Annotated in this window: 23 protein-coding genes; 6 read left to right on the top strand and 17 right to left on the bottom strand. The window is 44.3% G+C overall.

The genetic code is table 11. From position 1 onward, the window contains the following. Positions 1 to 97: 97 nt before the first annotated feature. The gene (locus Q3W13_RS19865; RefSeq protein ID WP_302866778.1) at positions 98 to 1,255 is read right to left on the bottom strand and encodes a homogentisate 1,2-dioxygenase; all 1,158 of its coding nucleotides are present in this window, start codon (positions 1,253 to 1,255) and stop codon (positions 98 to 100) included. A gap of 447 nt (positions 1,256 to 1,702) precedes the next feature. Here Q3W13_RS19865 and Q3W13_RS19870 point away from each other — a divergent pair, with 447 nt between their 5' ends. After that, complete coding sequence (locus Q3W13_RS19870; protein WP_302866780.1) at positions 1,703 to 2,701, top strand: fumarylacetoacetate hydrolase family protein; 999 nt, start codon at positions 1,703 to 1,705, stop codon at positions 2,699 to 2,701. Positions 2,702 to 2,737: 36 nt separating this feature from the next. Continuing rightward, positions 2,738 to 3,616, top strand: a complete 879-nt coding sequence (locus tag Q3W13_RS19875; protein WP_302866782.1) for a flavin reductase family protein — start codon at positions 2,738 to 2,740, stop codon at positions 3,614 to 3,616. A 117-nt stretch (positions 3,617 to 3,733) separates the two neighbouring features. On the opposite strand, the gene Q3W13_RS19880 is transcribed toward Q3W13_RS19875, so the two are convergent. The 5 genes from Q3W13_RS19880 to thrA form a co-directional block, all read right to left on the bottom strand. Further along, positions 3,734 to 4,339, bottom strand: coding sequence for an HAD family phosphatase (locus Q3W13_RS19880; protein ID WP_302866784.1), 606 nt, complete (start codon positions 4,337 to 4,339; stop codon positions 3,734 to 3,736). A gap of 24 nt (positions 4,340 to 4,363) precedes the next feature. Further along, a complete protein-coding gene (locus Q3W13_RS19885; RefSeq protein WP_302866786.1) occupies positions 4,364 to 4,828 on the bottom strand; it encodes a GNAT family N-acetyltransferase in 465 nt (154 codons plus the stop codon). 77 nt (positions 4,829 to 4,905) lie between these two features. Next, complete coding sequence (gene thrC / locus Q3W13_RS19890; protein ID WP_302866787.1) at positions 4,906 to 6,216, bottom strand: threonine synthase; 1,311 nt, start codon at positions 6,214 to 6,216, stop codon at positions 4,906 to 4,908. A gap of 89 nt (positions 6,217 to 6,305) precedes the next feature. Next, complete coding sequence (locus Q3W13_RS19895) at positions 6,306 to 7,307, bottom strand: homoserine kinase (protein ID WP_302866789.1); 1,002 nt, start codon at positions 7,305 to 7,307, stop codon at positions 6,306 to 6,308. A 41-nt stretch (positions 7,308 to 7,348) separates the two neighbouring features. Beyond that, the gene (thrA, locus tag Q3W13_RS19900; RefSeq protein WP_302866792.1) at positions 7,349 to 9,799 is read right to left on the bottom strand and encodes a bifunctional aspartate kinase/homoserine dehydrogenase I; all 2,451 of its coding nucleotides are present in this window, start codon (positions 9,797 to 9,799) and stop codon (positions 7,349 to 7,351) included. A gap of 366 nt (positions 9,800 to 10,165) precedes the next feature. Here thrA and Q3W13_RS19905 point away from each other — a divergent pair, with 366 nt between their 5' ends. Beyond that, positions 10,166 to 10,339, top strand: coding sequence for a hypothetical protein (locus Q3W13_RS19905; RefSeq protein ID WP_302866793.1), 174 nt, complete (start codon positions 10,166 to 10,168; stop codon positions 10,337 to 10,339). 9 nt (positions 10,340 to 10,348) lie between these two features. On the opposite strand, the gene Q3W13_RS19910 is transcribed toward Q3W13_RS19905, so the two are convergent. Next, the gene (locus Q3W13_RS19910; RefSeq protein ID WP_302866795.1) at positions 10,349 to 11,137 is read right to left on the bottom strand and encodes a carbon-nitrogen hydrolase family protein; all 789 of its coding nucleotides are present in this window, start codon (positions 11,135 to 11,137) and stop codon (positions 10,349 to 10,351) included. Positions 11,138 to 11,183: 46 nt separating this feature from the next. Here Q3W13_RS19910 and rsgA point away from each other — a divergent pair, with 46 nt between their 5' ends. Continuing rightward, positions 11,184 to 12,104: a ribosome small subunit-dependent GTPase A gene (rsgA, locus tag Q3W13_RS19915; RefSeq protein WP_302866797.1), complete on the top strand. Its 921-nt coding sequence runs from the start codon at positions 11,184 to 11,186 to the stop codon at positions 12,102 to 12,104. An 8-nt stretch (positions 12,105 to 12,112) separates the two neighbouring features. On the opposite strand, the gene Q3W13_RS19920 is transcribed toward rsgA, so the two are convergent. After that, positions 12,113 to 13,351, bottom strand: coding sequence for a cystathionine gamma-synthase family protein (locus Q3W13_RS19920; protein ID WP_302866800.1), 1,239 nt, complete (start codon positions 13,349 to 13,351; stop codon positions 12,113 to 12,115). A 136-nt stretch (positions 13,352 to 13,487) separates the two neighbouring features. Here Q3W13_RS19920 and dtd point away from each other — a divergent pair, with 136 nt between their 5' ends. Then, on the top strand, positions 13,488 to 13,946 hold the full coding sequence (gene dtd / locus Q3W13_RS19925; protein WP_302866802.1) for a D-aminoacyl-tRNA deacylase: 459 nt from the start codon (positions 13,488 to 13,490) through the stop codon (positions 13,944 to 13,946). Positions 13,947 to 14,021: 75 nt separating this feature from the next. Then, on the top strand, positions 14,022 to 14,348 hold the full coding sequence (locus Q3W13_RS19930; protein WP_302866804.1) for a nucleotide pyrophosphohydrolase: 327 nt from the start codon (positions 14,022 to 14,024) through the stop codon (positions 14,346 to 14,348). A gap of 24 nt (positions 14,349 to 14,372) precedes the next feature. Here Q3W13_RS19930 and Q3W13_RS19935 read toward each other — a convergent pair whose 3' ends face one another. From Q3W13_RS19935 to Q3W13_RS19975, 9 genes are all read right to left on the bottom strand, one after another. Next, positions 14,373 to 15,086, bottom strand: a complete 714-nt coding sequence (locus Q3W13_RS19935) for a 2-phosphosulfolactate phosphatase (protein ID WP_302866807.1) — start codon at positions 15,084 to 15,086, stop codon at positions 14,373 to 14,375. Between the two features lie 132 nt (positions 15,087 to 15,218). Beyond that, the gene (gene gcvT, locus Q3W13_RS19940) at positions 15,219 to 16,298 is read right to left on the bottom strand and encodes a glycine cleavage system aminomethyltransferase GcvT (protein ID WP_302866810.1); all 1,080 of its coding nucleotides are present in this window, start codon (positions 16,296 to 16,298) and stop codon (positions 15,219 to 15,221) included. Between the two features lie 89 nt (positions 16,299 to 16,387). Next, positions 16,388 to 17,590, bottom strand: a complete 1,203-nt coding sequence (locus Q3W13_RS19945; RefSeq protein WP_302866812.1) for a glycosyltransferase family 4 protein — start codon at positions 17,588 to 17,590, stop codon at positions 16,388 to 16,390. A 140-nt stretch (positions 17,591 to 17,730) separates the two neighbouring features. Further along, positions 17,731 to 18,336 (bottom strand): ribonuclease HII, encoded by a 606-nt coding sequence (locus tag Q3W13_RS19950; protein WP_302866813.1) that lies wholly within the window; start codon positions 18,334 to 18,336, stop codon positions 17,731 to 17,733. 52 nt (positions 18,337 to 18,388) lie between these two features. Further along, positions 18,389 to 18,685, bottom strand: coding sequence for a four helix bundle protein (locus Q3W13_RS19955; RefSeq protein ID WP_302866816.1), 297 nt, complete (start codon positions 18,683 to 18,685; stop codon positions 18,389 to 18,391). Between the two features lie 200 nt (positions 18,686 to 18,885). Next, a complete protein-coding gene (locus Q3W13_RS19960) occupies positions 18,886 to 20,121 on the bottom strand; it encodes a PP2C family protein-serine/threonine phosphatase (protein WP_302866818.1) in 1,236 nt (411 codons plus the stop codon). Between the two features lie 41 nt (positions 20,122 to 20,162). Then, a complete protein-coding gene (locus Q3W13_RS19965) occupies positions 20,163 to 21,266 on the bottom strand; it encodes an ABC transporter permease (RefSeq protein ID WP_302866820.1) in 1,104 nt (367 codons plus the stop codon). 133 nt (positions 21,267 to 21,399) lie between these two features. Next, positions 21,400 to 22,314, bottom strand: a complete 915-nt coding sequence (locus Q3W13_RS19970; protein ID WP_302866822.1) for a PfkB family carbohydrate kinase — start codon at positions 22,312 to 22,314, stop codon at positions 21,400 to 21,402. Between the two features lie 270 nt (positions 22,315 to 22,584). Further along, positions 22,585 to 22,767 (bottom strand): hypothetical protein, encoded by a 183-nt coding sequence (locus Q3W13_RS19975; protein WP_302866823.1) that lies wholly within the window; start codon positions 22,765 to 22,767, stop codon positions 22,585 to 22,587. Positions 22,768 to 22,811: the final 44 nt, after the last annotated feature.

The raw sequence follows: 22,811 nt of genomic DNA on the forward strand, positions 1-22,811 counted from the left end.
TTTGAAAGTTGGAAAAGTTGGAATGTTGTAATGTTCTGTCGGGTTGATGACGATGCAGGTAACTTTTCAACCTTACAACGTTTCAACCTCTCAACAATTAACTAATCCAGCTTTTATAATAATTTTCGTCCTCAATTTTAATTGCATCTTCGGTAAGCATCAGCGGCCTGAAGGGGTCTATCATCACGGCCAGCTCGTCGGTAGCTTCTTTGCCGATGGATTTTTCAACAGCGCCGGGATGCGGCCCGTGCGGGATGCCGCCGGGATGCAGGGTTATTTGTCCTTTTACCACACTTTTACGGCTCATGAAATCGCCATCGACATAATAGAGCACTTCATCACTGTCGACATTGCTATGGTTGTATGGCGCAGGTATCGACAGCGGATGGTAATCATATTTGCGCGGAACAAAAGAGCAGATCACAAAATTGTGCCCTTCAAAGGTCTGGTGCACCGGCGGCGGCTGGTGCAGCCGGCCAGTTATCGGCTCAAAATCATGAATTGAAAATGCCCATGGATAATGGAAGCCATCCCAGCCGATAAAGTCGAAAGGGTGGGTGCCGTAGATGTATGGATAAATCAGTCCCTGCTTTTTAATCAGGATCTTAAAATCCCCTTTTTCATCATGGGTTTCCAAACCGGCAGGGCGCTTTATGTCACGCTCGCAGTATGGCGCCTGCTCAGTCAGCTGACCATAGGCGTTGGTATAGCGTTTAGGTATCCGTATCGGGCTGAAGCTTTCTACAATGAACAAACGGTTATCCGGCGAATCAAACTCCATTTGATAGATAGTGCCGCGCGGGATCACCAGGTAATCGCCATAAGCGAACCTGATATTACCATAGCCGGTTTTCAGCTTCCCCGAGCCTTCATGAACGAATACAATTTCATCAGCCTGGCTGTTTTTATAGAAATAATCCGTCATAGACTTGCGTGGCGCGGCCAGCGAGATATGAAGGTCGCTATTAACCAGAACGGGTTTCCGGCTTTTCAGATAATCGTCTTCCGGGCCGGTTTTAAAACCAATCAGGCTGGTATGCTTCAGGTGCCTTTCGCGGGCGATTTTCGGCTCAACACTGTACGGCTCCCCCAATTCTTTTACCAGGGTGGGAGGATAAGTATGGTAAACCAGTGAATAAAGGCTGCTAAAGCCTTCGGTCGATACCAGCTCTTCTGCATAAAGCGTACCATCCGGCTTGCGGAATTGCGTGTGCCGCTTCGGCGGGATGGCTCCTAAGGTATGATAAACAGGCATTGTTTTTATATTGAAAAGTTTGAATGTTGCAAAGTTGGAATGTTACCAGCCTGCAGCACATAATCGGTTTAAATAAAAACGTTTGGAAGTATATATAGTTTTAAAGCTTGGTTGATAATCAAAACATTACAACCTTCCAACTTTAAAACCTTATAACAAGTTAGTATTGCGCCAGTACGATTTTAGCGAGCACAGCATCCCTGAAAGAAGAAGCATCACTCATTGAAGTGAGGCCCAGGGAAAATAGAAAATGCCTTTGTATGCTCATAATTTGGATATACAAAGTTAGGGGATTTTTTTTGAAAGATGCAAGCAGTTGGAATACGTTGTAAAAGTTGCAGTAGTTGCAAAGGTTTTGGTGTGGTTACTATTTCAACTTACTACAACCACTGCAACTTTTACAACCTAATTCCTTAGCTTTGGCGCAACCACCAATTTGTAAAATCTATGAAATTAGTTTCGTATAAAACCGAAGACCGCGAACACCTTGGCGTTTTTATAAAGGGACATATCTATAACCTCAATTCGTGCGATAAACTTATACCCGATAACATGAACGAATTTTTATGGGGAGGGGATGAGTTGATGGAGCGCGCACAGAAGGTAAACGCTGCCATTAGTTCCGGCGAATTGGAGGCTAAAGAAGAACTGTTTTTCGAAATGCTGGCGCCCGTTCCTCATCCAACTTCCTGCCGGGATGGCTATGCTTTCAGGCAACATGTCGAGTCGGCAAGGCGGAATCGTGGCGTAGGGATGATAGCTGAATTTGACCAATACCCAATATTTTATTTTACTAACCACAACGCTATTCAAGGGATTGGTGAAATTGAGTGCATGCCAGACCATTTTGAAAAACTCGATTTTGAGCTTGAGGTTGCTGTGGTGCTTAACAAAAAGGCGCGCAACATTAAAGCCGCCGAGGCCGACAGTCTTATTGCGGGCTATATGATCATGAACGATATGAGTGCCCGGACGCTGCAAATGGAAGAGATGCTGCTGAACCTTGGCCCGGCAAAAGGGAAGGATTTTTGTACGGTTATTGGTCCATGGCTGGTGACACCTGACGAACTGGAGCAGTACAAAGTTGATGCTAAGCCGGGCCATACGGGTAATGCTTATAACCTGGAGATGAAATGCATTGTAAATGGAAAGCAGGTATCATTAGGCAACATGGCGGATATGGACTGGACATTTGCTGAAATCATTGAACGCTGTGCTTACGGTTGTGACGTATTGCCTGGCGACGTGATCGGCTCAGGGACAGTAGGGACAGGCTGCTTTTTGGAGCTTAACGGCACAGGACTACTGCATGACCCTAACTATCAGACCCAATGGCTTCAGCCCGGAGACCTGGTGGAAATGGAAATTACAGGTTTAGGCGTACTGTCAAATGTTATCGAAAAGGCCGATTCGGATTTTTCAATACTTAAACTAAAGAAAAAATAACCTTCCACTTTACAAAGTTCTAATTTTTCAAAAAGGATGCTCACACTGAAGACGTCGGAACTATCGCCTGTTGAGGTACAAAGTGTATTGAATTGCGCGGTGGCGCCGCGGCCTATATGCTTTGCCTCTACCGTCGATAGAGAAGGCAACGTTAATTTGAGCCCCTTCAGCTACTTTAACGTTTTCAGTGTAAATCCGCCAATTTGCGTGTTCTCTCCATCGCGCCGGGTTCGGGATAATACTACCAAGCATACCCTGGAAAACATTCGTGAAGTGCCCGAATGTGTGATCAACATCGTTAATTACAATATGGTGCATCAGGCTTCGCTTGCAAGTGTGGAATATCCAAAAGGCACTAACGAATTTATAAAAGCAGGGTTTACCATGCTGCCGTCAGAGATGGTCAAACCACCAAGGGTTGCCGAATCGCCGGTACAACTGGAATGTTTAGTAAAACATATTACACCATTAGGAGATGGCGCCGGTGCAGGTAACCTGGTGGTTGCAGAAGTTAAGCTGATACACGTCAGCGAGTCGGTTTTGGGCGATAATGGCAAAATAGACCAGCGTAAGATGGACCACGTGGCCCGCCTGGGCGGTGATTGGTATTGCCGCGTTACAAATGATAACCTTTTTGAGGTAACCAAGCCGGTGAGAAGTATAGGCATCGGCGTAGATGCTATTCCATTTGCGATCCGCAATTCAAAAGTACTTACGGGCAATAACCTTGGCCAGTTGGGTAATGTTGAGGCTTTACCCTCATTGGAGCAAATTGCAGGTTACAGATCATCTTGGGAGATACAAGAGCTACTTAATGCAGATGATGCGGAAATGCAAATTCACTTAAAAGCTAAAAAACTGCTGGATGAATGCAAGGTGATGGAGGCGTGGATGGTATTGCTTGCAAAAAAATAAAAAGTTTTTCATTGCGGGGAACGAAGCAACCTCGTCGCAATGTATCGCGAACTATACATAGAGGTCATAGCATAACGGGGGTTGATTCGCCGTTACTCGCTAGCAAAGGCAAGTTTATTAGAATATCTCGAATTGCGCTAACCTTTCTCTCAACGCTTCTGCCCCAATAAAATGCACACAATGTATCCCTAATTTTTCAGCGGCTAAAATATTGCGGTAATTATCGTCAATAAACAAGGCTTCATCTGCTTTTACCTGGTAACGGTCCAAAAGCAATTGGTAAAACTCCGGCGCGGGTTTGCGCATTTTTTCCGCGCCTGATACAACAACTCCGTCAAACCAATGCAAAAATTCAAACCGATCTAAAGCAACCGGGAATGTCTCTGCCGACCAATTAGTCAACGCGTATATTTTGTGTTTGCCGCCTTCTTTCAGTTCTTTAAATACCTCAACAGTATCGTGGAATGCCTCACCCAGCATTTCATCCCAGCGGCCATAAAAGGCACGAATATTAGCTTCATGCTCCGGAAATTGTTTAACCAATAGTTCGGTACCCTCTGCCAATGGCCGGCCGGCATCCTGTTCCTCGTTCCAGTCCGGGGTGCAAACGGTTGCCAGGAAATTTTTCATTTCTTCTTCATCGCTGAAGAGGGTGCGGTACAAATAATGAGGGTTCCAGTCGATCAAAACTGCGCCGAGGTCGAAGATAATGGTGTTAATCATGGAGGTAAAAGTAGGAAATAAACATTATTTGGCTTGCCAAAGAATATTCACTGCCGACAGGACTTCATCCTCCAGCCTCAAGTCATTATTAACGGTAAAGCCATTTTTAAGATAGAAATTTATTGGCGATGGATAGGGCCTGCCATCTGGCTTTACATCGTTATTGTGGTCTATGGCCCAGGCAAATAATTGCGGGCCTTCCTTTTTTAGCTCGTTCAGTAAAATAGTTCCATAACCTTTTCCATGATAAGCGCCATGCAGCATTATAAAAAAGCTGCGGACTGGCCCTGCGGTAAAAGTAGCAGCCCAACCGGCTGTATTTTCATTATCTAAAAGAAAATAGTATTTAGGCTCCAACAACGTGGCTAAAAATTCTTCAAAATCTGCCAGTGCAGCCATCTGGAGCCTTACGGGGTATTCTGTGTTCCAGATTTTTAGCGCAATCTCTTTTTGCTCGCCGGTTAAATATGTTTGGGTTGTTATTTTCACGGTTTAGCTTTTGGGTTCACTGGTCAGTTGTGCCTCCACAGCCGACGGCAGCATTTTGCCTTAAGTACGATGTTTAACTATGCGTTCTCCGCCAAATATTCCTTAAATCCATCAAAATCCTTGCCTAAACTTACAACCTGTTTTTGCTTGCTATGCAACCCTTTTACTTGTTCAGGAACATCAATCTTAGCTGCTATGCTTCCGGGAAAAACATCCGGAAATTTGCATGGGTGTGCGGTTGATAAAAATACACCGGCCGTATCGGCTTTAAAATTATCCTGCTGATAATCACGAAGGGCCTGCCAGGCTATAGCTGTATGAGGGCAGGCGACATAATTGTAATTATCGTTAATGAACTTTACCGCCTCCAATGTTTCTTCATCGTTATAGCGGTAACCGCTTACAAGGTTTTTCAATACATCGCTATCTTCTTTAAACAAATCTGCAATTCGCACCCAGTTGCTTGGATTCCCTACATCCATTGCATTGCTTAATGTGGCTACTGACGGCTTGGGGTGATAGATGCCAGATTTTAAATACTCAGGTACAGTATCGTTTGCGTTGGTAGCCGCTATAAAATGCTCTGCAGGCAAGCCCATTTTCCAGGCTAGTAAGCCTGCTCCCAAATTACCGAAATTGCCACTCGGCACCGAAAATACTACTTTGCTGATACCCTGTTTTAATAACTGAGCATAAGCGTTAAAGTAATAAAAGGTTTGTGGTATCAGTCGGGCAATGTTGATAGAATTAGCAGATGTCAGTCTGAACTTCTCATTCAAATCCTTATCGGTAAAGGCTTGTTTTACTAATGCCTGGCAATCATCAAAGGTACCGCCGACCTCAATAGCGCGAATATTTCGTCCGTTGGTGGTTAGTTGTAATTCCTGTATGCCGCTCACTTTTCCTTTAGGAAAAAGTATAGTAACGCGGGTATTGGGTACGCCTAAAAATCCCAAGGCCACAGCGCCGCCGGTATCACCGGAAGTGGCAACCAGTACATCCAGCTGTTTTTCACCTTCTTTCAAAAAGTAGCTCATCACCCGGCTCATAAACCGTGCGCCAAAATCCTTGAAAGCGAGGGATGGCCCGTGCCACAATTCCAGCACAAATACATTATCTTCTAATTTGACAACTGGCGCCAGGAAGTTGATTGCACCATGTATAATGTTTTGCAAATCACCATCCGGAATATCATCGCCAAGCAGATTTTTGGCTACATGAAAAGCGATTTCGGGCAAAGTGTACTGGTCGAGATTGTTGAGGAATTTATCATCCAGGCGGGGAATTGCAGCCGGCATGTAAAGGCCTTTGTCCTGCGGCATGCTGTTAAAAACTGCCTCTTTAAAAGATACGCGTGTGGCTGGGTTATTAGTGCTGTATAGTTGCATTGTTGACTTCGGATTTCGGAATTTCGATTTCGGATCTGTTTAATTATTTAAGTTTTCATTCGCACATCTGCAGGTTACACAACCGCAGATCACAAAACTCTTGGCCCATTATCATTGATGGTTGATACATAAGTATTACTGCCGATACTTAAAGCGGTTAAATGCTGCTGCAGTTTTTGGGTGATGCGATGCGCCGTATCCGCATCTTCTGTAAAAGCAAAAACAGATGGCCCGGAGCCTGATATGCCAAAGCTTATTGCGCCCGCTTCCATTGCCATATCGCGCATTTTGTAAAAATCAGGTATCAGCATAGAACGTACCGGCTCTACCAAAACATCTTTCATGCTGCGGCCAATCAGGTTAAGGTCGTTCATAAATAAACCGCTTACTAAACCTGCAATATTGCCCCATTGCGTAACCGCATCTTTCATCTGAATATTTTTGCGGATAATTTGCCGGGCCTCGCGGGTAGGGACGTCTACATCGGGGAAAACAATGGCACAATGCAGGTTTTCAGGATGCGGCAGCCGGATAACATCCAGCGGCTCATAGCTGCGTATCAGCACGAATCCACCGAATAAGGCGGGGGCAACATTATCCGCATGACCGTACCCGCAGGCCATTTCTTCGCCTTTCATTGCGAAAGGTAATAACCTGGCCGGATCGGCATCATCGCCTAACAGTGTTTTAATAGCAAACAATCCCGCTACCGTGCTGGCCGAACTTGACCCTAGCCCGCTGCCGATGGGCATCTTCTTATGCAGCTCGATATCAAGGCCAATCTCATTCCTGCCGATGCTGTTTAAATAATGCTGCACACTTACACTTACTGTGTTCTTTGCCGGGTCGAGCGGCAGGCGGCCGTTATCACCGGTAATTTTGCTGATAGTAATGCCCGGCTTGTTGGTCAGCCTCATAACTACCTCATCTCCCGGCTCGTTCACGGCAAATCCCAGCACATCAAAGCCGCATACTACGTTGGCGACGGTTGCCGGGGCGAAGACGGAAATAGCCGAAGCCTCCCGCCCCCCTAAAGGGGGAGTTTTAACGGCATTTAGAGCTTTTACTTCTTTTATATATTTTTCTTCCATTTTAACAGATTTAATTATTGAACATTCGTTCCCTTTAGGGGTCAGGAGGCTGCTACGTTGATAAGGTCTGCAAACACGCCCGCAGCGGTCACTTCAGCGCCTGCTCCAGGACCTTTCACTACTAATGGCCGTTCCTTATACCTGTCCGTGGTGAATGAAATGATATTATCGCTGCCGGATAGTGTATAAAACGGGTGACTTTCATCCACCATTTGAAGGGTAATAGCGGCCTTGCCGCCTTCCAGCTTGCCGATATAGCGTAATACTTTCCCGCTTGCTTCGGCTTTATTTTTTAAATCTGCAAAAAAAGCGTCTTCGGCTTTCAATGCGGCATAAAAATCATCTACAGACTGCGCTTCCAGGCATGCCTGGGGCAGTACACTCTCAATCTGTATATCTGTTTCTTCCATGGGGTAACCTGCATCCCGCGCCAGGATTAATATTTTGCGCATAAAATCTCTTCCGCTTAAATCATCACGCGGATCAGGTTCGGTGTAGCCTTTGTCCTGTGCCTCTTTTACCACATCATGAAAACTGGCGCCGCCTTTAAAATTATTAAAGATGAAAGAGATAGTACCTGATAATATGGCTTCAATTCTGGCTATCCTGTCGCCACTGTTCATCAGATTTTTTAACGTGCCGATGATGGGCAGCCCTGCGCCAACGTTGGTCTCATAAAAAAAGTCGACACCGTGCTGTTTAGCCGCGTCGTGAAAGGTTTTGTATTGTTGATACGACGCGGAGTTTCCGATTTTATTGCAAGTGATGACAGATATGTTCGATTTAAAAACTTCCTCATAAAACTTAACCGGGTTCGGACTTGCGGTATTATCTATAAACACGCAGTTAGGCAGGTTCATGCCTTTCATGCGCTCTACAAATGCTTCCAGGTCTGCGGTCTCCCCGTTCATTTGTAATTCTTGCTGCCAGTCGTCTAATGAAATACCATCGCCATTAAAAATCATTTTGCGGGTATTGGCTACTCCGGTAATTTTTACCTGGATGCCGTTATGCTCCTGCAGGTAATCGCTATGCGCGTTTAATTGCTTAAACAGAGTTTGCCCGATGTTGCCGGTCCCGAGGCAAAACGCATGCAGGGTTTTAGTGAGTTGGGTAAAAAATCCATCATGTACTGCATTCAATGCTTTTGCCAGATCATGTGCCGAAATAATAACCGAAATATTGTACTCTGATGAGCCTTGTGCAATTGCCCTTACATTTACACCGTTCCTGCCGAGTGCATGAAACAACTTGCCAGATACGCCGGGAGTTTGCTTCATGTTTTCGCCCACTATGGCGATAATTGCAAGATTTTGCTCAACAACTACTTCATCCAGCTTTTTAGCCATTAGTTCCAGTTCAAATTCCTGCTCGATCAGTTGTTTGGCTTTGGCGGTATCTTCCGGATTCACGGCGAAAGTTATGCTATGCTCTGATGACGATTGCGTAATTAAAATAATATTGATCTGTTCCCTGGCCAGCAATGAAAACAGTCTGCCGCTAAAGCCAGACTTACCCACCATACCGCTCCCTTCCAGGTTGAGAATGCTGATATTATTAATGGATGATATACCTTTTATCGGCAGCTTCGATGGTTTGCAGTCGTGGCGGATAACTGTACCCTCAAAATCCGGTTCAAACGTATTTTTAATAACGATGGGAATCTTTTTCAGAAACGCCGGTATCATAGTAGGCGGATAAATAACCTTCGCCCCGAAATAGGATAGCTCCATCGCCTCTGTATAAGTTAACTCCGGCAGAGAGAATGCTTTTTTCACCATGCGCGGGTCGGCGGTCATCATGCCATTTACATCAGTCCATATTTGTATTTCCTGTGCATTCAAAGCTGCGCCGAATATGGCCGCGGTATAATCGCTGCCACCACGGCCTAGGGTGGTTACCTGTCCGGCCTCGTTTGATGCAATAAAGCCGGTTACAAAAAGCACCTTATCGCGATGCTCCTGCTGGAAGTTGCGGATAAGCAATTCAGTCAGCTCCATATTCACCTTTGCATTGCCGAAGGCGCTGTCGGTTTTTATTAATTCAGATGCATCTGCGCAATGCGATTGCGGGATGTGCTGTGCGGCTATTTTGCAGATCATCAGAGTCGAGCAGCGTTCGCCAAAGCTTACAATTTGGTCGCGGGTTTTTGGCGTAAGTTCGCGCAGCGTCAAAACGCCCTGCAGCAGATCTTCCAGCTGGTTAAAATAGATTTTAAGCCTGGTAAAGGCAGGGTTCTGGTTTTGAACTGTAAGCAAACTTTTTACCACGGCAAAATGGCGGGTTTCCAGTTCATTTAATGAAACGGAATAGTCCACGCCGTTGGCAGCGCCTTCGGCCATTGAAAGCAGGAGGTTTGTCACTCCACTCATGGCCGACAATATAACTACCGGCCGCTCGCCGTTTGCCACTTCTGTTTTCAGAATGTTTAGTAAGGTCTGGATGCTTTGTACAGAACCCACTGAAGTGCCGCCAAATTTTAAAATCTTCATCGAATAAGCTATTAAAAACAAAGCGCCTTCCCCGTTTTGGAGGAAGGCGCCTGTTTGGTTTTTATCTTCGTTTACACCATACGACTATCTTCCTCCGGTTTTTACGCCGGTGGTTGTTGTAGTTGTTGATGTAATTATTGTAATCATATAATGTCTGTAAAGGAAGTAGATATTTTTTAAAGATGCAATAGTATTTTGTTTTTTATGAAAATTGAAATAAATGCAGCTATTTAATCAGCGTATTTGCGATTATGTTAAAGATTGACAGGGTTTTGTAGAGACACAATTCTTGTGTCTTTTGCATGCGTTTTATTAGGTCATTCCCGAATAAATCCATTCGGTAAATAAAAGTATATATTTGATACTATGAAAAATAGGTTATCGAAGTCAGATAAAGAAGCAGAACAACCCATAAAAGATATGGAACGTCAGATTATCGAAGAAGTTCAGATTTTGAACAAGTTTGATTGTAATGCAGAACTTATCGAAGAATTTGAAGTAGCTTCATCGACCGATTTAAACAAAAGTTCGGAACAATAACGCAATAATTCAATAATAATTCTCCGGCTTAAACCTCTTCGCCAGTAATCCGGTAGCTTTGCTCAAGTCAATTTCAGCCACAAACACCCCCGGTTCGCCGTAAACCGCATGTGCAACACATTTTCCATCAGGTGCGATTAATGCGCTCGCTGAATCGGGAAATAATGAGGCGTAATTTGAGCTGGCAAAGTAGATGGTGTTTTCGAGCGCGCGCATCATCATGGCCTTTTCATAGTACGGGTTATCTTTATGGCCCCATTCGGTCAGCTGTGGACCGTCAATATTGCTGCCGGCGCAATGCGGGTGAAATACTATTTGTGCTCCGTTTCTGGCAGACCATCTAACCGATTCCGGGTAACGGAAGCCTTCGTGGCAAATAGTAATACCTATTTTTACACCATCCAAATCAAAAACCCGGCGTGCGATACCTGCCGACCAAATGTTGTCTTCAGTTGGGTCGAGTTGATTTTTAGACTGATAGCCCAGTATTTTCCCGGTGCGCGAAATTACCTGGGCGATATTAAAATACTTGCCATCCTCATACCAATCCATAGGTAAAATAATGGCAACGTTGTTTCCGGCGGCTATCGCACAAGCTTTATCAAGCGCAGCCTGCATCTTTCCGGGCGTGCTTTGCTCAACCTTGCATTCTTCCAGCGGATAGCCGGGGATAAACGATTCCGGGAAGCATATCACATCGGCACCCTTTGCAGATGCCTCTTTGGTTAGTTTTTCGAGCCAGTACAGGCCATCATTGATGGATTTGGGAAATGGGGGAGATGCAACGGCTACTTTCATAAGGAAGCTGAACGGATGCTAACAAATTTAATACCTTTGCCTGATAATGCAGGGATTAATTACAAAATCGACGGGAAGCTGGTACCAGGTGCAAACGCCGGGCGGGCAGGTTATTGATTGCCGCATAAAAGGTAAATTCCGTATTAAAGGAATCGTTACTACCAATCCGTTAGCCGTAGGAGATATCGTTGATTTTGAAATGGAGCCGGATAGCGAGAATGGCGTTATAACTACCCTGCATCCGCGCAAAAATTATATTATCCGCAAATCGGTTAACCTGTCCAAGCAGGGGCAGATCATCGCTGCTAACCTGGATCAGGCGATGCTGGTGGTAACATTAGCCTCGCCGCGTACATCCTTGGGGTTTATTGACAGGTTCCTGGTAACAGCCGAGGCTTACGATATTCCTGCAATGCTGATCTTCAATAAGCTCGACTTATTCAGCGATGAAGGACTTGAAGTATTGGCTGATTATAAAGCCATCTACGAAAATATAGGCTATCCGTGTTACGAAGTATCAGCCCTAAAGGGAACTAATATCGAACAGGTACAAGCATTGCTGCAGCATAAGGTTACACTGTTTTCCGGCCATTCCGGCGTAGGTAAATCAAGCCTGATCAATGCTTTATTACCTGACCTGGGCCTGCGTACCCATCAAATATCCGACTGGAGCGATAAAGGCATGCATACTACTACTTTTGCTGAGATGTACGAACTGCCGCAGGGCGGTTACATTATCGATACCCCGGGCATCCGCGAGCTTGGCGTTATTGATATAGAAAAACAAGAGTTAAGCCATTTCTTCCCCGAAATGCGCGAGCGCATGCACGATTGCCGCTTTAACAATTGCCGCCATATAAACGAACCCGGCTGTGCCGTGCTGGCTGCACTTGAAGAAGGCGAGATCGAGCTGTCGCGGTATGAAAGCTATCTGAGTATTTATAATGGGAATGATACCAGGGCTTGATGAATAGATCAATCACCCAAAGCCGTTTTAAAGTCTTCCAGCAGATCATCTAAATCCTCGATACCTACCGATAGCCTGATCAACGAATCATCAATCCCCATCTCCGCGCGTTTGGCAGCGCCCAGTTCATTAAAGATGGTGTGAGCGACAGGTATTGCCAGTGTGCGGGTATCGCCAAGGTTGCTCGATTTGATGACAAGTTTCAGTTTATTTAAAAAGCCAAACAGGTCGATGCTATTATCAAGTTCAAAACTCATCAGTGCACCGTATTTGGTAAATAGCTCACCGGCAAGTCCATGCTGCGGGTGCGATTTCAAACCGGGGTAGTAAACTTTCTTAATTAGCGGGTGCGATTCAAAGAATGTAGCCAGTGCTAAGGCATTGGTACAAGCACGCTCCATACGCAAGGCCAACGTTTCTGACCCTACCGATAAAACATGTGCCGCTTCGGGCGATAGGGTACCCCCCGCATCGCGCAAACCCTTTTTGCGAATTTGCGTCATGCCTAAAACCTCAGGCTTAACCTGGGTTTTAAAGGTTGGGAATATGTTGGGGAAGTTGCTCCAATCATATAAACCTGTATCGGTAACACTGCCGCCTAACGCATTGCCATGACCGCCGATATATTTGGTGAGCGCATTTATCACCAGGCTTGCCTTTACATTAACCGGTTTAAACAGGTAGGGCGAGGTCATGGTGTTATCAACCACATAAATAATGCCTTTTTCCTGGCACAGGTCGCCTATTTTTGCAAGGTCGGCAATCTGGGTTCCCGGGTTGGCTATGGTTTCCACAAAGATCATCCGGGTGTTTTCCTTAACTCCGGCTGTTATATTATCGATAGAAGTTGCATCGGTGAAAGTAATGTCCAGCCCCAGATCAATAAACGACTGAAACACGCTGCGGGTGTTACCGAACAAATACGAACTTGCCAGTACGTGGTCACCATGCTTCATTAACGACAATATAGTGGCTGATATAGCTGCCATACCTGTAGAAAAGCAAATAGAGGCCATGCCGTTTTCCATCTGCGTTACCTTATGCTCCAACGCCGAAACCGTGGGATTCCCCTGGCGCGAATAAGCATAGCCTTTCTTTTTATTTTGAAAGATATCAACCAAATCCTGCACATCGTCGAACCCGTAAGTTACCGCGGTATGGATAGGTTTATGCAAAGCGCCGTGTTCGGGTTTGCCAAGGCGGTCAGAATGAAGTATGGTAGTTGTAAAACCTCTGTTGGTGCTCATAATAGTATTACAGTAATACGAATTGCGAAACTAATAAAATACGGAAGGAGTTTTAATTAAATCTGAAATTATTGCTCTGACGGCTTGATAGATTTACATTAAGTTGATTATGTTTGGGCTTTAACTAATTCAACCTATGAGGGCAGTTATCCAGCGTGTAACCGAAGCAAGTTGTACAGTCGACCATGTGATAACAGGAAAAATCGGCGCCGGGTATGTGGTTCTGCTTGGTATCGAGGATGCAGATACAGATGAAGATGTTCAATGGCTTGCCCAAAAAATCGTTAACCTGCGTGTGTTTGGTGATGAAAATGGGCTGATGAATAAAGCATTGGCTGATATTAACGGAGACATACTGCTTATTTCGCAGTTTACATTATTTGCTCAAACAAAAAAGGGAAACCGGCCGTCATTCATCCGCGCTGCAAAACCTGACAAGGCCATACCCATATATGAGCGTATGATACAGGTTATGACAGCCCTTACCGGAAAAAAAGTAGAAACCGGCATTTTCGGCGCCGATATGAAGATCAGGCTGCTTAATGATGGACCGGTGACAATTATAATGGATACGAAGGATAAAGATAATCACTAAGGGGCAGTAGCTGTGGTAAGTGCCAGTGACCGGCCTGTTACCGCAACTGCTGTTTATCACTGCTACTATTTTAACATGACTATTGAAGAAGCACAGCAATTGGTTGATAACTGGATAAAGACAACGGGAATCCGTTACTTTAATGAGCTTACCAATACAGCCATCCTGATGGAAGAGGTAGGAGAGGTGGCCCGCATTATGGCCCGGCAGTATGGCGAGCAGTCGTTTAAGAAATCTGATACGGAGGTTAACCTGGCAGACGAAATGGCCGATGTATTATTTGTGCTGATATGCCTGGCTAACCAAACAGGCATTAACCTAACCGATGCGCTGGAAAAAAACCTGCAAAAGAAAAGTATTCGGGACGCTGAACGGCACAAGAATAACGAGAAATTGAAATAATAATACAGAAGCTTATAGCAGGTTTTATATTAGCAATTTCACTAACTTTTCTCCTTCAAGCACCGGAATTGCCGTCGTCAAATCAACCTGAAGGCAAAACTCAATATCCTTTTCTATACCCAGTTTTTTAAGCCGTTCGCTGTGCGACGTTTTTTTGAGATAACCGTTAATGTCGTTCCTGCCGGCTTGAAATAAATCATTTGCCGCAATTGCAGGGTCGTCAAGCTTAAAATTACCATATTTTAATTGCTCCGTAACGGCGCCTGCAAAAAGGGTATCTTCCAGGTTGAAATTGTTTTTCCAGCCGGCGCATACCAGCAGGATATGATCATTTTGCGTTTTAAGCCAATCGCAAAGCGCGGTAAGGTTTAAAAATGAACCGATTACCACGCGCTTAGCCGTCCGTGATAAATGCAGCGCCTGTGTACCATTTGTGGTGGTAAGTACAACAGTTTTACCGGCTACCTTGTCCGCAGTATATGAAAAAGGCGAGTTACCAAAATCAAATCCTGTTACTACCTCGCCATTGCGCTCGGCCGCCAGCAGGTGACCATGCGTGCGGTAGGCTTCGCATTCTTCAATTTCAGCAACTGGAATTATAGCGTTTGCACCATTTTCAATACCGTAGCAAATAGAAGAAGTTGCGCGAAAAATATCGATGATAACTACAATGTAGTTTTCAACATTATATAAGGAAAGCAGGGAAGGAGTAAGGCAAACGTTAAGGTCATTAGTCATTAGTCATTAGTCATTAGTCATTAGTCATTAGTCATTTGTCATTAGTCATTTGTCATTAGTCATTAATGCCATTTGTCATTGGTCAGGTAGCTATTCGCTTTTACGAATGACTACCTGACCAGTGACTAATGATTATTTTATAAATGGCGGTTTTACAACTTGTGCCTTTACTTTATTATCGCGGATACTAATATATATTTCTGTGCCTTCTTTAGCATAAGCATTATCTACATAACCCATTCCGATAGCCTTTTGCAGCGATGGCGATTGTGTGCCTGAAGTTACACGGCCGATTTTGTTGCCATCTGCGTCTTCAATGTCATAATCATGGCGCGGGATGCCGCGGTCAATCATTTCAAAGCCTACCAGCTTGCGCTTAAGGCCGTCTGCTTTTTGTTGTTGCAGCGCGGCAGAATTGTTAAATTCTTTGCTGAATTTAGTTACCCAGCCTAAGCCGGCCTCAAGGGGCGAAGTAGTATCGTCAATGTCGTTTCCGTAAAGGCAGAAACCCATCTCCAGGCGCAGGGTATCGCGTGCGCCAAGCCCGATAGGTTTTATGCCAAAAGGCTTGCCGGCTTCAAAAACGGCGTTCCAGATATGTTCAGCATTCTCATTATCAAAATAGATCTCAAATCCGCCGGCGCCGGTATAACCTGTGGCTGAAACCAATACGTTACCGATACCTGCGAAAGTGCCTTTTTTAAAGGTATAATACTCCATCGAAGCCAGGTCGATAGCGGTAAGGCTCTGCAAAGCGGCTGCGGCTTTAGGCCCCTGGATTGCTAAAAGCGAAGTGCGGTCGGAGATATTTTTCATCTCGGCGCCCATGGTATTGAATTTTGAAATCCACTGCCAATCTTTTTCGATGTTTGATGCGTTAACTACCAGCATATAGGTTTTTTCGTCGATGCGATAGACCAGCAAGTCGTCGACTATACCGCCATCAAGATTAGGCAGGCAGGAGTATTGCACTTTACCGTCGTACAGTTTGGAAGCATCATTACTGGTAACCCGCTGGATCAAATCCAAAGCATGGTCGCCTTTAATGATGAATTCGCCCATGTGGCTCACGTCGAACACACCAACACCGGTGCGTACGGTTTCGTGTTCCGCATTAATGCCTGTATATTGCACGGGCATGTTATATCCGGCAAATGGCACCATTTTAGCGCCTTCTTTTATATGAACTTCGGTTAAAGCTGTATTTTTCATTTACAATTATTAAGCGGCAAAAATAATACGATTTAGGGATTTAAAGGATTTATTAGATTTTTTATTGAATCGCGCTGTCCTGATATTCTTCAAAGCTTAATAGTATCGTAAAACGACACCAGCATGTTGGTTACCTTCTCCAGGTTGTGTTGTTCTTCCATCAGCTTTCTTGCGTTTATACCTATATTTTTGCAAAAATCCTCGTCGGAAATACAAAGCTTAATGGCCTCATAAAACTCGTCGTAATTATTGGCAATAATGATATTTTCGTGGTTGGTGTAATTGATCCCCTCCGCTCCAAGCGATGTAGAAATGATACATTTCTGCATAGCCATGCCTTCTACAATTTTTACCCGCATGCCCCCGCCCGACATCAGGGGTACAATCATTATCGATTTGCTGTTTACAAATTCCAGCGCATCATCAACTTCCCCCTGTATAAATATCTTGCCCATTACGTCGTAGTCGTCAAAACGTTCGGGGATATCGTTGCCGGCCACATAAAACTTTACCCGCAGGTCGCCGTCGGTTAAATCCTTGTTAAAATTTTCAATAAACCACTCTATGCCTTCGCGATTGGGCAGCCAATCCAACGAGCCCAGGAAGAAAAGGCTGGGAAATTCGGTTTTGGTAAAGTCTGGTTTATAATGCTCCAGGTTCAGGCCAACCGGCAATTCTTCAATGGGGATGTTAATACCATATCCCAGCAATGTATTTCTGTCCTGGTTGGTAAATACGGCGATGCCATCAAAACTGTTCAGCTGCTGCAATTCATAGTTTTTAATACGCTTTGCATGCATTTTCAGATACGACTTTTTAAAGGGGTCGTTTTTTTGTTCCGACATTCGCTGCCATACCTGGTTCTCTATATTATGAGAACGATAGATGAGTTTTGCCTTTGATGCTTTGCGCACAGCGGGCAGGTAAAGCGACACATATAAGCCTTCAAACTGGATAATATCATAATCCTTATTCCTAAGTTCGCGTACCAGCAGCTTTTCAAATTCGGCGTCGTAATACTTATCAATGTTAAATGATGTTCTGCTGAAGAGATTTACCGCTACATCCAATACCGAAACATTGGTATCAATGTCATAAGCCCGGTAGTTTATTTTAGAGAGGAGGTAATTATCATCATCCGTGTGTTCATGATGGTTTTTACGTGCGTTAAGGGCGACTAATGAAACCTCGTGCCCCTGGTTTACGAGGCCGCGGATAGTATTGCAAACTACTATTGCATAGCCACCATTTTGCGGAAACGGAACGCGGTGGGTTAAAATTAGTATCCTCAACTGTTTGCAGGTTTTTTAACAAAAATATAAAAAATGACCAATCAGGGCCACTGATGATAGCATATAGTCAATTTTTTGCACTGAAATTACAAAAAATGGAAAAATAATCTTAAACCAAGCCTGCTGTGTGAGACGTTAAATCAAACCTCGCCGAATAATTCTAATTGAGGGTCTGTAACTCTAAACGTACGCCGGTGATACGGCGTATAACCTATTTTCATTACCGTTTCGCGATGTTTTACGGTGGGATAGCCTTTATTCTGGTGCCAGTCATATTCCGGGTGTTCTTCGGCTATTTTTTTCATGTAATCGTCGCGATAGGTCTTTGCAAGGATAGAAGCTGCTGCAATGCTGAAGTATTTCCCGTCTCCCTCAACTATACACTGGTGGGGCACCTTTTTATATTTATTGAACCGGTTACCGTCTATGATCAGGAATTCGGGAATGAGGTGCAGTTTTTCAATTGCCCGGTGCATTGCCAGAAAAGAGGCATTCAAGATGTTAATTTCATCTATTTCATTGTTATCAACTATGCCGACTGCGTGGGCAAGCGCCCGCTCCTCTATTTCCATGCGTAACTGGTACCTTATTTCTTCAGTAAGCTGCTTGGAGTCGTTTAATAAATCGTGCTCAAAATTATCAGGGAGTATAACAGCAGCCGCGAACACCGGTCCGGCAAGGCAGCCTCTCCCGGCCTCATCACAACCAGCCTCTAAAAACTCGAATTGATATCGTGATAACAGCATTTATTGTTGGAATGTTGTAAAGTTGTAACGTTGGAATGTTTATTTTCTTTTGTTAAGTTTTTGTGCTTTTCAATATAGTTTTTTTCTTAGCTGCCTCAAATTTTTTTAAATAATCTATCAGGCTTTTAGTTTTGCTTGAAAATTCGATACTTCTGGCATAAAGTTCCCGGCAAATATCGTCATCAATCTTGTTTGCTAAATTTAAAATTGAAAGTTTATTGCGGAATTCCCCGGATGACCCCTTAGCATAATTAAGAAAACGAATAAAATCCGGATTGTTATTATACTCAAAGCCCTCTGCAATATTGTCAGACATTGAGCAAGCTGCCCTTTTGATTGGGTCTTTCATCCCCCAGTCAGTTTTAATGGCTCCATGTCACACAATAAATAAACATCTACGGCTATAGAAACTGCTAATTTCCAAATCTCCAGGTCCTCAAATCGTTCAATTTTTGCCACGCGAATAAGTTGTTACCACTATCAAATCCATAAACTGTAACCCAGCTAATAACATTAAAACTTTTTAACCTTTCAACTTTACAACAAAGATCAAAATATTCTGAGCGTTAGCAGCGTCACGTCATCAATTGGCTTACCTTTTATAACAAGGTTAATGTGGTTCATCAGCAACTGGTTGAAATCATTTGGAGATAAGTGCCCGTTAGCTTTAATAAAATCCAGCAAACTTTCTTCAGTCCAGTTCTTGTTGGGGTGCTCGTGGTCCATCAAGCCGTCAGTGTAGTTTACAATCATAGTGCCGGGTTCAATGTCAACTTCACCCTGGTTAATGAAGGGCAGCTCATCAAACACGCCAATCATGGTAGTACCCAGCTTAAGAGAGATATTTTCGCCATTGAGTACCATCACCGTTGCATTGTGGCCGGCATTTATGTAGCTTAATTTATGTGTACGTTCGTTATATTTAGCAAGGAAAAGGGTGATAAACCGCTCGCCTTTGGTGTTATTAATAACAACTTTATTCAGGCGGTCAATGATGTTTGCCAAATCGTCTTCTACAGCTGCCCATGCATGCAAACTGGCCTGGAAATTAGCCATCAGCAGCGCCGCTGAAATACCTTTGCCCGACACATCTGCAATACACCATAAAAATTCATGCTCATTCAAACGTATAAAGTCGAAATAATCTCCGCCTATGTTTTGATGAGGGATATAGCGCGCGCTAACCTCAACACTTTTGTCTTTATAGGCTTTTAACGGAATAAGCATATTCTGCACCTCAACGGCAAGTTCCATCTCACGCTGAAAACGTTCTGATTGCAGCCTTTCGCGGAAAAGTTTTTTATTTTCAAGCGCTACTACAATAACGTTTATTACGGTCTGGATAAAATTAAGATCGTTGTTGAGCAATTCGCTTGAAGTATTGAAATCGCCGATCAGCGCGAAAGCCAAAGCTTTCTTTTTATGGTAAATAGGAATAAAGTAGTCATACTTTGCCAGCAGCGGATTTTCATTATTGGCAAGCGGGGTTGGCCATTTAAATTTCCCCAGTTTAAGGCAGGCTTTATGCAGCTCGGTAAGTGGCTCAATATCGCCACCATATTTGGATAACAGCACATAAGTGCCGTCTTTTTCTATTAAAAATCTAAGTTTACCAACCTGCAGATAGCTTTTTAGAATTACCTGCAGCATCTGCAGCAGGGTAGAGGTGGCTGTGTCCTTGTTAATGGCCTGCGTAACCTCAAGCAAAGCGTTTAATTCGGTTTGCCGTTTAAGCAGCAAGCGTATCAGTTCGTCTTCGGCTGAGAGTTCGTCAATATTATCCATCAGTTAATTGGGAAGGGCAGCCTAAAATAAAGATTATTTTTTTAAATGCGGGTACTTTGTGATTTTATATCAAAAGCATCTCTTAATCCTACCGTTACAAGGTTAAAGGCATAAACCAGCACCATTATAGCCAATCCCGGAATAATAGCCAGGTATGCCGAATCCATTACAATATATCCGTAATGCTCTTTAATCATACTGCCCCAGGTGGGCATAGGCGGCTGCGCACCAAACCCCAGGAAGCTTAATCCTGCTTCGAGCAATATGGCGGATGCAAAGTTGGATGATGCTAAAACCAGTATCGGGCCGATAATGTTTGGCAAAATATGCCTGGTGATAATACGTGCGTTGTTGAATCCCAGTGAGCGCGCTGCTTCTATGTATTCTACCTGTTTTAAACTTAAAACCTGTCCGCGTACCAGGCGTGCTACCTCAACCCACATAGACAGGCCTACGGCAATAAAAATTTGCCATAGCCCCTTGCCCAGCGCAAACGAAATGGCAATAACCAGGAGTAATGCAGGTAACGACCATAAAATATTCATCAGCCAGCTTAAGGCCGCATCAATCCATCCGCCAAAATAACCCGCAATAGCCCCTATGCTTACCCCCAGCAGCATGCTTATAATAACAGACATTAAACCTACCGATAAAGATATGCGCGTGCCCAGAATCAAACGGCTTAAAAGGTCGCGGCCGTAAATGTCAGTTCCGAACCAATACGTGCGCTGGATAATATCAGCTCCCCGGCCTCCCAAAGGGGGAGTAAATTTGTAAGCTTTCTTTTCCGGCTTATCCTCTGCCCCGATATACTCGTTTACATATATGGAGTCTTTTATTACGTGGTAGCCGGTAATGGGTATTTCCCTGTAAAAGGAAGGCTGACCGAAGAGCATTTTGTTAAAGAAATTAACTGTGTCGACCGGTTCCGTTTTGCGGAGACGAAGTATAGTGAATGAAGAGCCGGGCTTTTTCACGCTAAGCTGTATCGTCATGTTATTAGCAAGTGGGGTAGAATCGGGCATTATAAGATAACCTAGTACAGCTACCACAAGCATTAAAACAATCAGGGCCAGGCCTGCGACAGCGAGCTTATTGCGCTTAAATATTGTCCAGGTTCGTTTAGAGGGGCTGAGCTCGGTCAATTGTTTCTGTGAATACTTGGTTAAAGATAAGTTTTAATTGATCAAATTAATTGACAGAATAACCGATTGGGCCGGCCTTATTCAATATGTGACTTTAAGATGGCTGTTAACAAAAAGAGAGTTGTATATATGTTCAGGATATCGGTTCTTTTCCCAGTTCTGCAGAATTTAGCCGGCCTGAGTGCTTATTCAAAAAATCATTAATCTCATCTTCAGTCCCCAGAAATGGGCCCGAGGCCTCCATTTTAAGGCTGGCCATAGCAGCTGCAAATTCTCCTGCATGCTGAATATCATCCCCTTTAAGCCGGCGATAAAGATAGCCCGCCATATAGGTGTCGCCGCAGCCCGTTGCATCCACAACTTCCCGGGGGGCAAATGCCGGTATGACATAGCGTTTTCCGTCCTGAAAAATCTCCGAACCGTGGCTGCCGTTGGTTACTACAATTTCTTTTACACCCCATTCGGCTAATTGTTGCGCCCCCTGTTTAGTAGTTTCGCATCCAGTCAAGGCCTGCAATTCGGCAACATCGGCTTTCACAATCTCTGCGCAGGCAAGTGCTGCCTGTTTATCCGGCCAGCCCGTGGCATATACTTTTTGGTTTTCTACCCTGCGCAGGTAGCCCTGCACATCAATACTTACACGCCCCCTGGCTGCCAGCTCTGCTATCAGCTCAACATCCATATCGCCTGCCAGCAGCGGGCCTAAATGAAATAGCTGCGCATTTACATCAGAGAGCCCGCCTGGCTCAAACGGGTCGGCCGTATCCAAAACGTTTTGAGTGCGCTCATCCTGGTTTTCGCCATAAATATTTTCAAAAACAACAGTATGGGCGCTTGGCAGTACCTGCACGTTTATGTCTTTTTCTCGCAGGGCTGTCACATAGTGCATCTCGGCGGGGGCCAATGCTGTCACCAGCAAGTAATCAATATCCAGCTTGCTTACTGCGCACGAAAAATAATACGCCGTGCCACCAGGCATGTGTTTAGTAGCTTTGGTTGTAACTACCTTATCAGACGTGATATGACCTATACAACAGAGTTGGGACATAATTAAACATTAAAGTAATTCGCAAGATAGGAATTTATTTGATGTGCGGATGTGCAGATGATTGATGTGCGAATTTCTGATGCGGGGATGTGCAAATGGAAAAAACTATTTCCACAAACAAGATCAGTAAAAAAATGCTCCAATGGAATTACTTACTGCGGCACAAATAGTAGCCTGAGCATCGACAGGCGAGATGATAAAAAAATCCGGCCCCGCGATTGCAGAGCCGGACTAAAAATCTTTAGTTAAATCGTTTAGGCCTTTCGGGGCTTAATAGCTAAAAGTTTTGTTTTTTGCAGCAACCTCCAATATCTTGTCGGTTATGCTCATGCGATGGCTTTTTGCTTTTAGTTCGTCGGTGGATACACCATATTTTTTTGTCCAGTACTCATCTGCTGAATTTGCCTGGATCTGCGTTATTTCCCGGTTTTGATTTTGACTGTTGTTTTTCATAGCTCAATTGATTTTAGCGAACGGTTAATGGAATTAATTTACTT

The organism is Mucilaginibacter sp. L3T2-6 (genome assembly GCF_030519355.1).
Taxonomy (GTDB): domain Bacteria; phylum Bacteroidota; class Bacteroidia; order Sphingobacteriales; family Sphingobacteriaceae; genus Mucilaginibacter.

What these genes read in the sequence shown, in the direction of transcription:
- gcvT (WP_302866810.1), bottom strand. Translation starts at nt 16,298, where the DNA reads ATGAAAAATACAGCTTTAACCGAAGTTCATATAAAAGAAGGCGCTAAA.
- dtd (WP_302866802.1), top strand. Translation starts at nt 13,488, where the DNA reads ATGAGGGCAGTTATCCAGCGTGTAACCGAAGCAAGTTGTACAGTCGAC.
- Q3W13_RS19955 (WP_302866816.1), bottom strand. Translation starts at nt 18,685, where the DNA reads ATGAAAGACCCAATCAAAAGGGCAGCTTGCTCAATGTCTGACAATATT.
- Q3W13_RS19960 (WP_302866818.1), bottom strand. Translation starts at nt 20,121, where the DNA reads ATGGATAATATTGACGAACTCTCAGCCGAAGACGAACTGATACGCTTG.
- Q3W13_RS19880 (WP_302866784.1), bottom strand. Translation starts at nt 4,339, where the DNA reads ATGATTAACACCATTATCTTCGACCTCGGCGCAGTTTTGATCGACTGG.
- Q3W13_RS19865 (WP_302866778.1), bottom strand. Translation starts at nt 1,255, where the DNA reads ATGCCTGTTTATCATACCTTAGGAGCCATCCCGCCGAAGCGGCACACG.
- Q3W13_RS19905 (WP_302866793.1), top strand. Translation starts at nt 10,166, where the DNA reads ATGAAAAATAGGTTATCGAAGTCAGATAAAGAAGCAGAACAACCCATA.
- Q3W13_RS19895 (WP_302866789.1), bottom strand. Translation starts at nt 7,307, where the DNA reads ATGGAAGAAAAATATATAAAAGAAGTAAAAGCTCTAAATGCCGTTAAA.
- Q3W13_RS19920 (WP_302866800.1), bottom strand. Translation starts at nt 13,351, where the DNA reads ATGAGCACCAACAGAGGTTTTACAACTACCATACTTCATTCTGACCGC.
- thrC (WP_302866787.1), bottom strand. Translation starts at nt 6,216, where the DNA reads ATGCAACTATACAGCACTAATAACCCAGCCACACGCGTATCTTTTAAA.
- Q3W13_RS19950 (WP_302866813.1), bottom strand. Translation starts at nt 18,336, where the DNA reads ATGCTGTTATCACGATATCAATTCGAGTTTTTAGAGGCTGGTTGTGAT.
- Q3W13_RS19935 (WP_302866807.1), bottom strand. Translation starts at nt 15,086, where the DNA reads ATGACTAATGACCTTAACGTTTGCCTTACTCCTTCCCTGCTTTCCTTA.
- Q3W13_RS19970 (WP_302866822.1), bottom strand. Translation starts at nt 22,314, where the DNA reads ATGTCCCAACTCTGTTGTATAGGTCATATCACGTCTGATAAGGTAGTT.
- rsgA (WP_302866797.1), top strand. Translation starts at nt 11,184, where the DNA reads ATGCAGGGATTAATTACAAAATCGACGGGAAGCTGGTACCAGGTGCAA.
- Q3W13_RS19910 (WP_302866795.1), bottom strand. Translation starts at nt 11,137, where the DNA reads ATGAAAGTAGCCGTTGCATCTCCCCCATTTCCCAAATCCATCAATGAT.
- Q3W13_RS19870 (WP_302866780.1), top strand. Translation starts at nt 1,703, where the DNA reads ATGAAATTAGTTTCGTATAAAACCGAAGACCGCGAACACCTTGGCGTT.
- Q3W13_RS19875 (WP_302866782.1), top strand. Translation starts at nt 2,738, where the DNA reads ATGCTCACACTGAAGACGTCGGAACTATCGCCTGTTGAGGTACAAAGT.
- Q3W13_RS19930 (WP_302866804.1), top strand. Translation starts at nt 14,022, where the DNA reads ATGACTATTGAAGAAGCACAGCAATTGGTTGATAACTGGATAAAGACA.
- thrA (WP_302866792.1), bottom strand. Translation starts at nt 9,799, where the DNA reads ATGAAGATTTTAAAATTTGGCGGCACTTCAGTGGGTTCTGTACAAAGC.
- Q3W13_RS19975 (WP_302866823.1), bottom strand. Translation starts at nt 22,767, where the DNA reads ATGAAAAACAACAGTCAAAATCAAAACCGGGAAATAACGCAGATCCAG.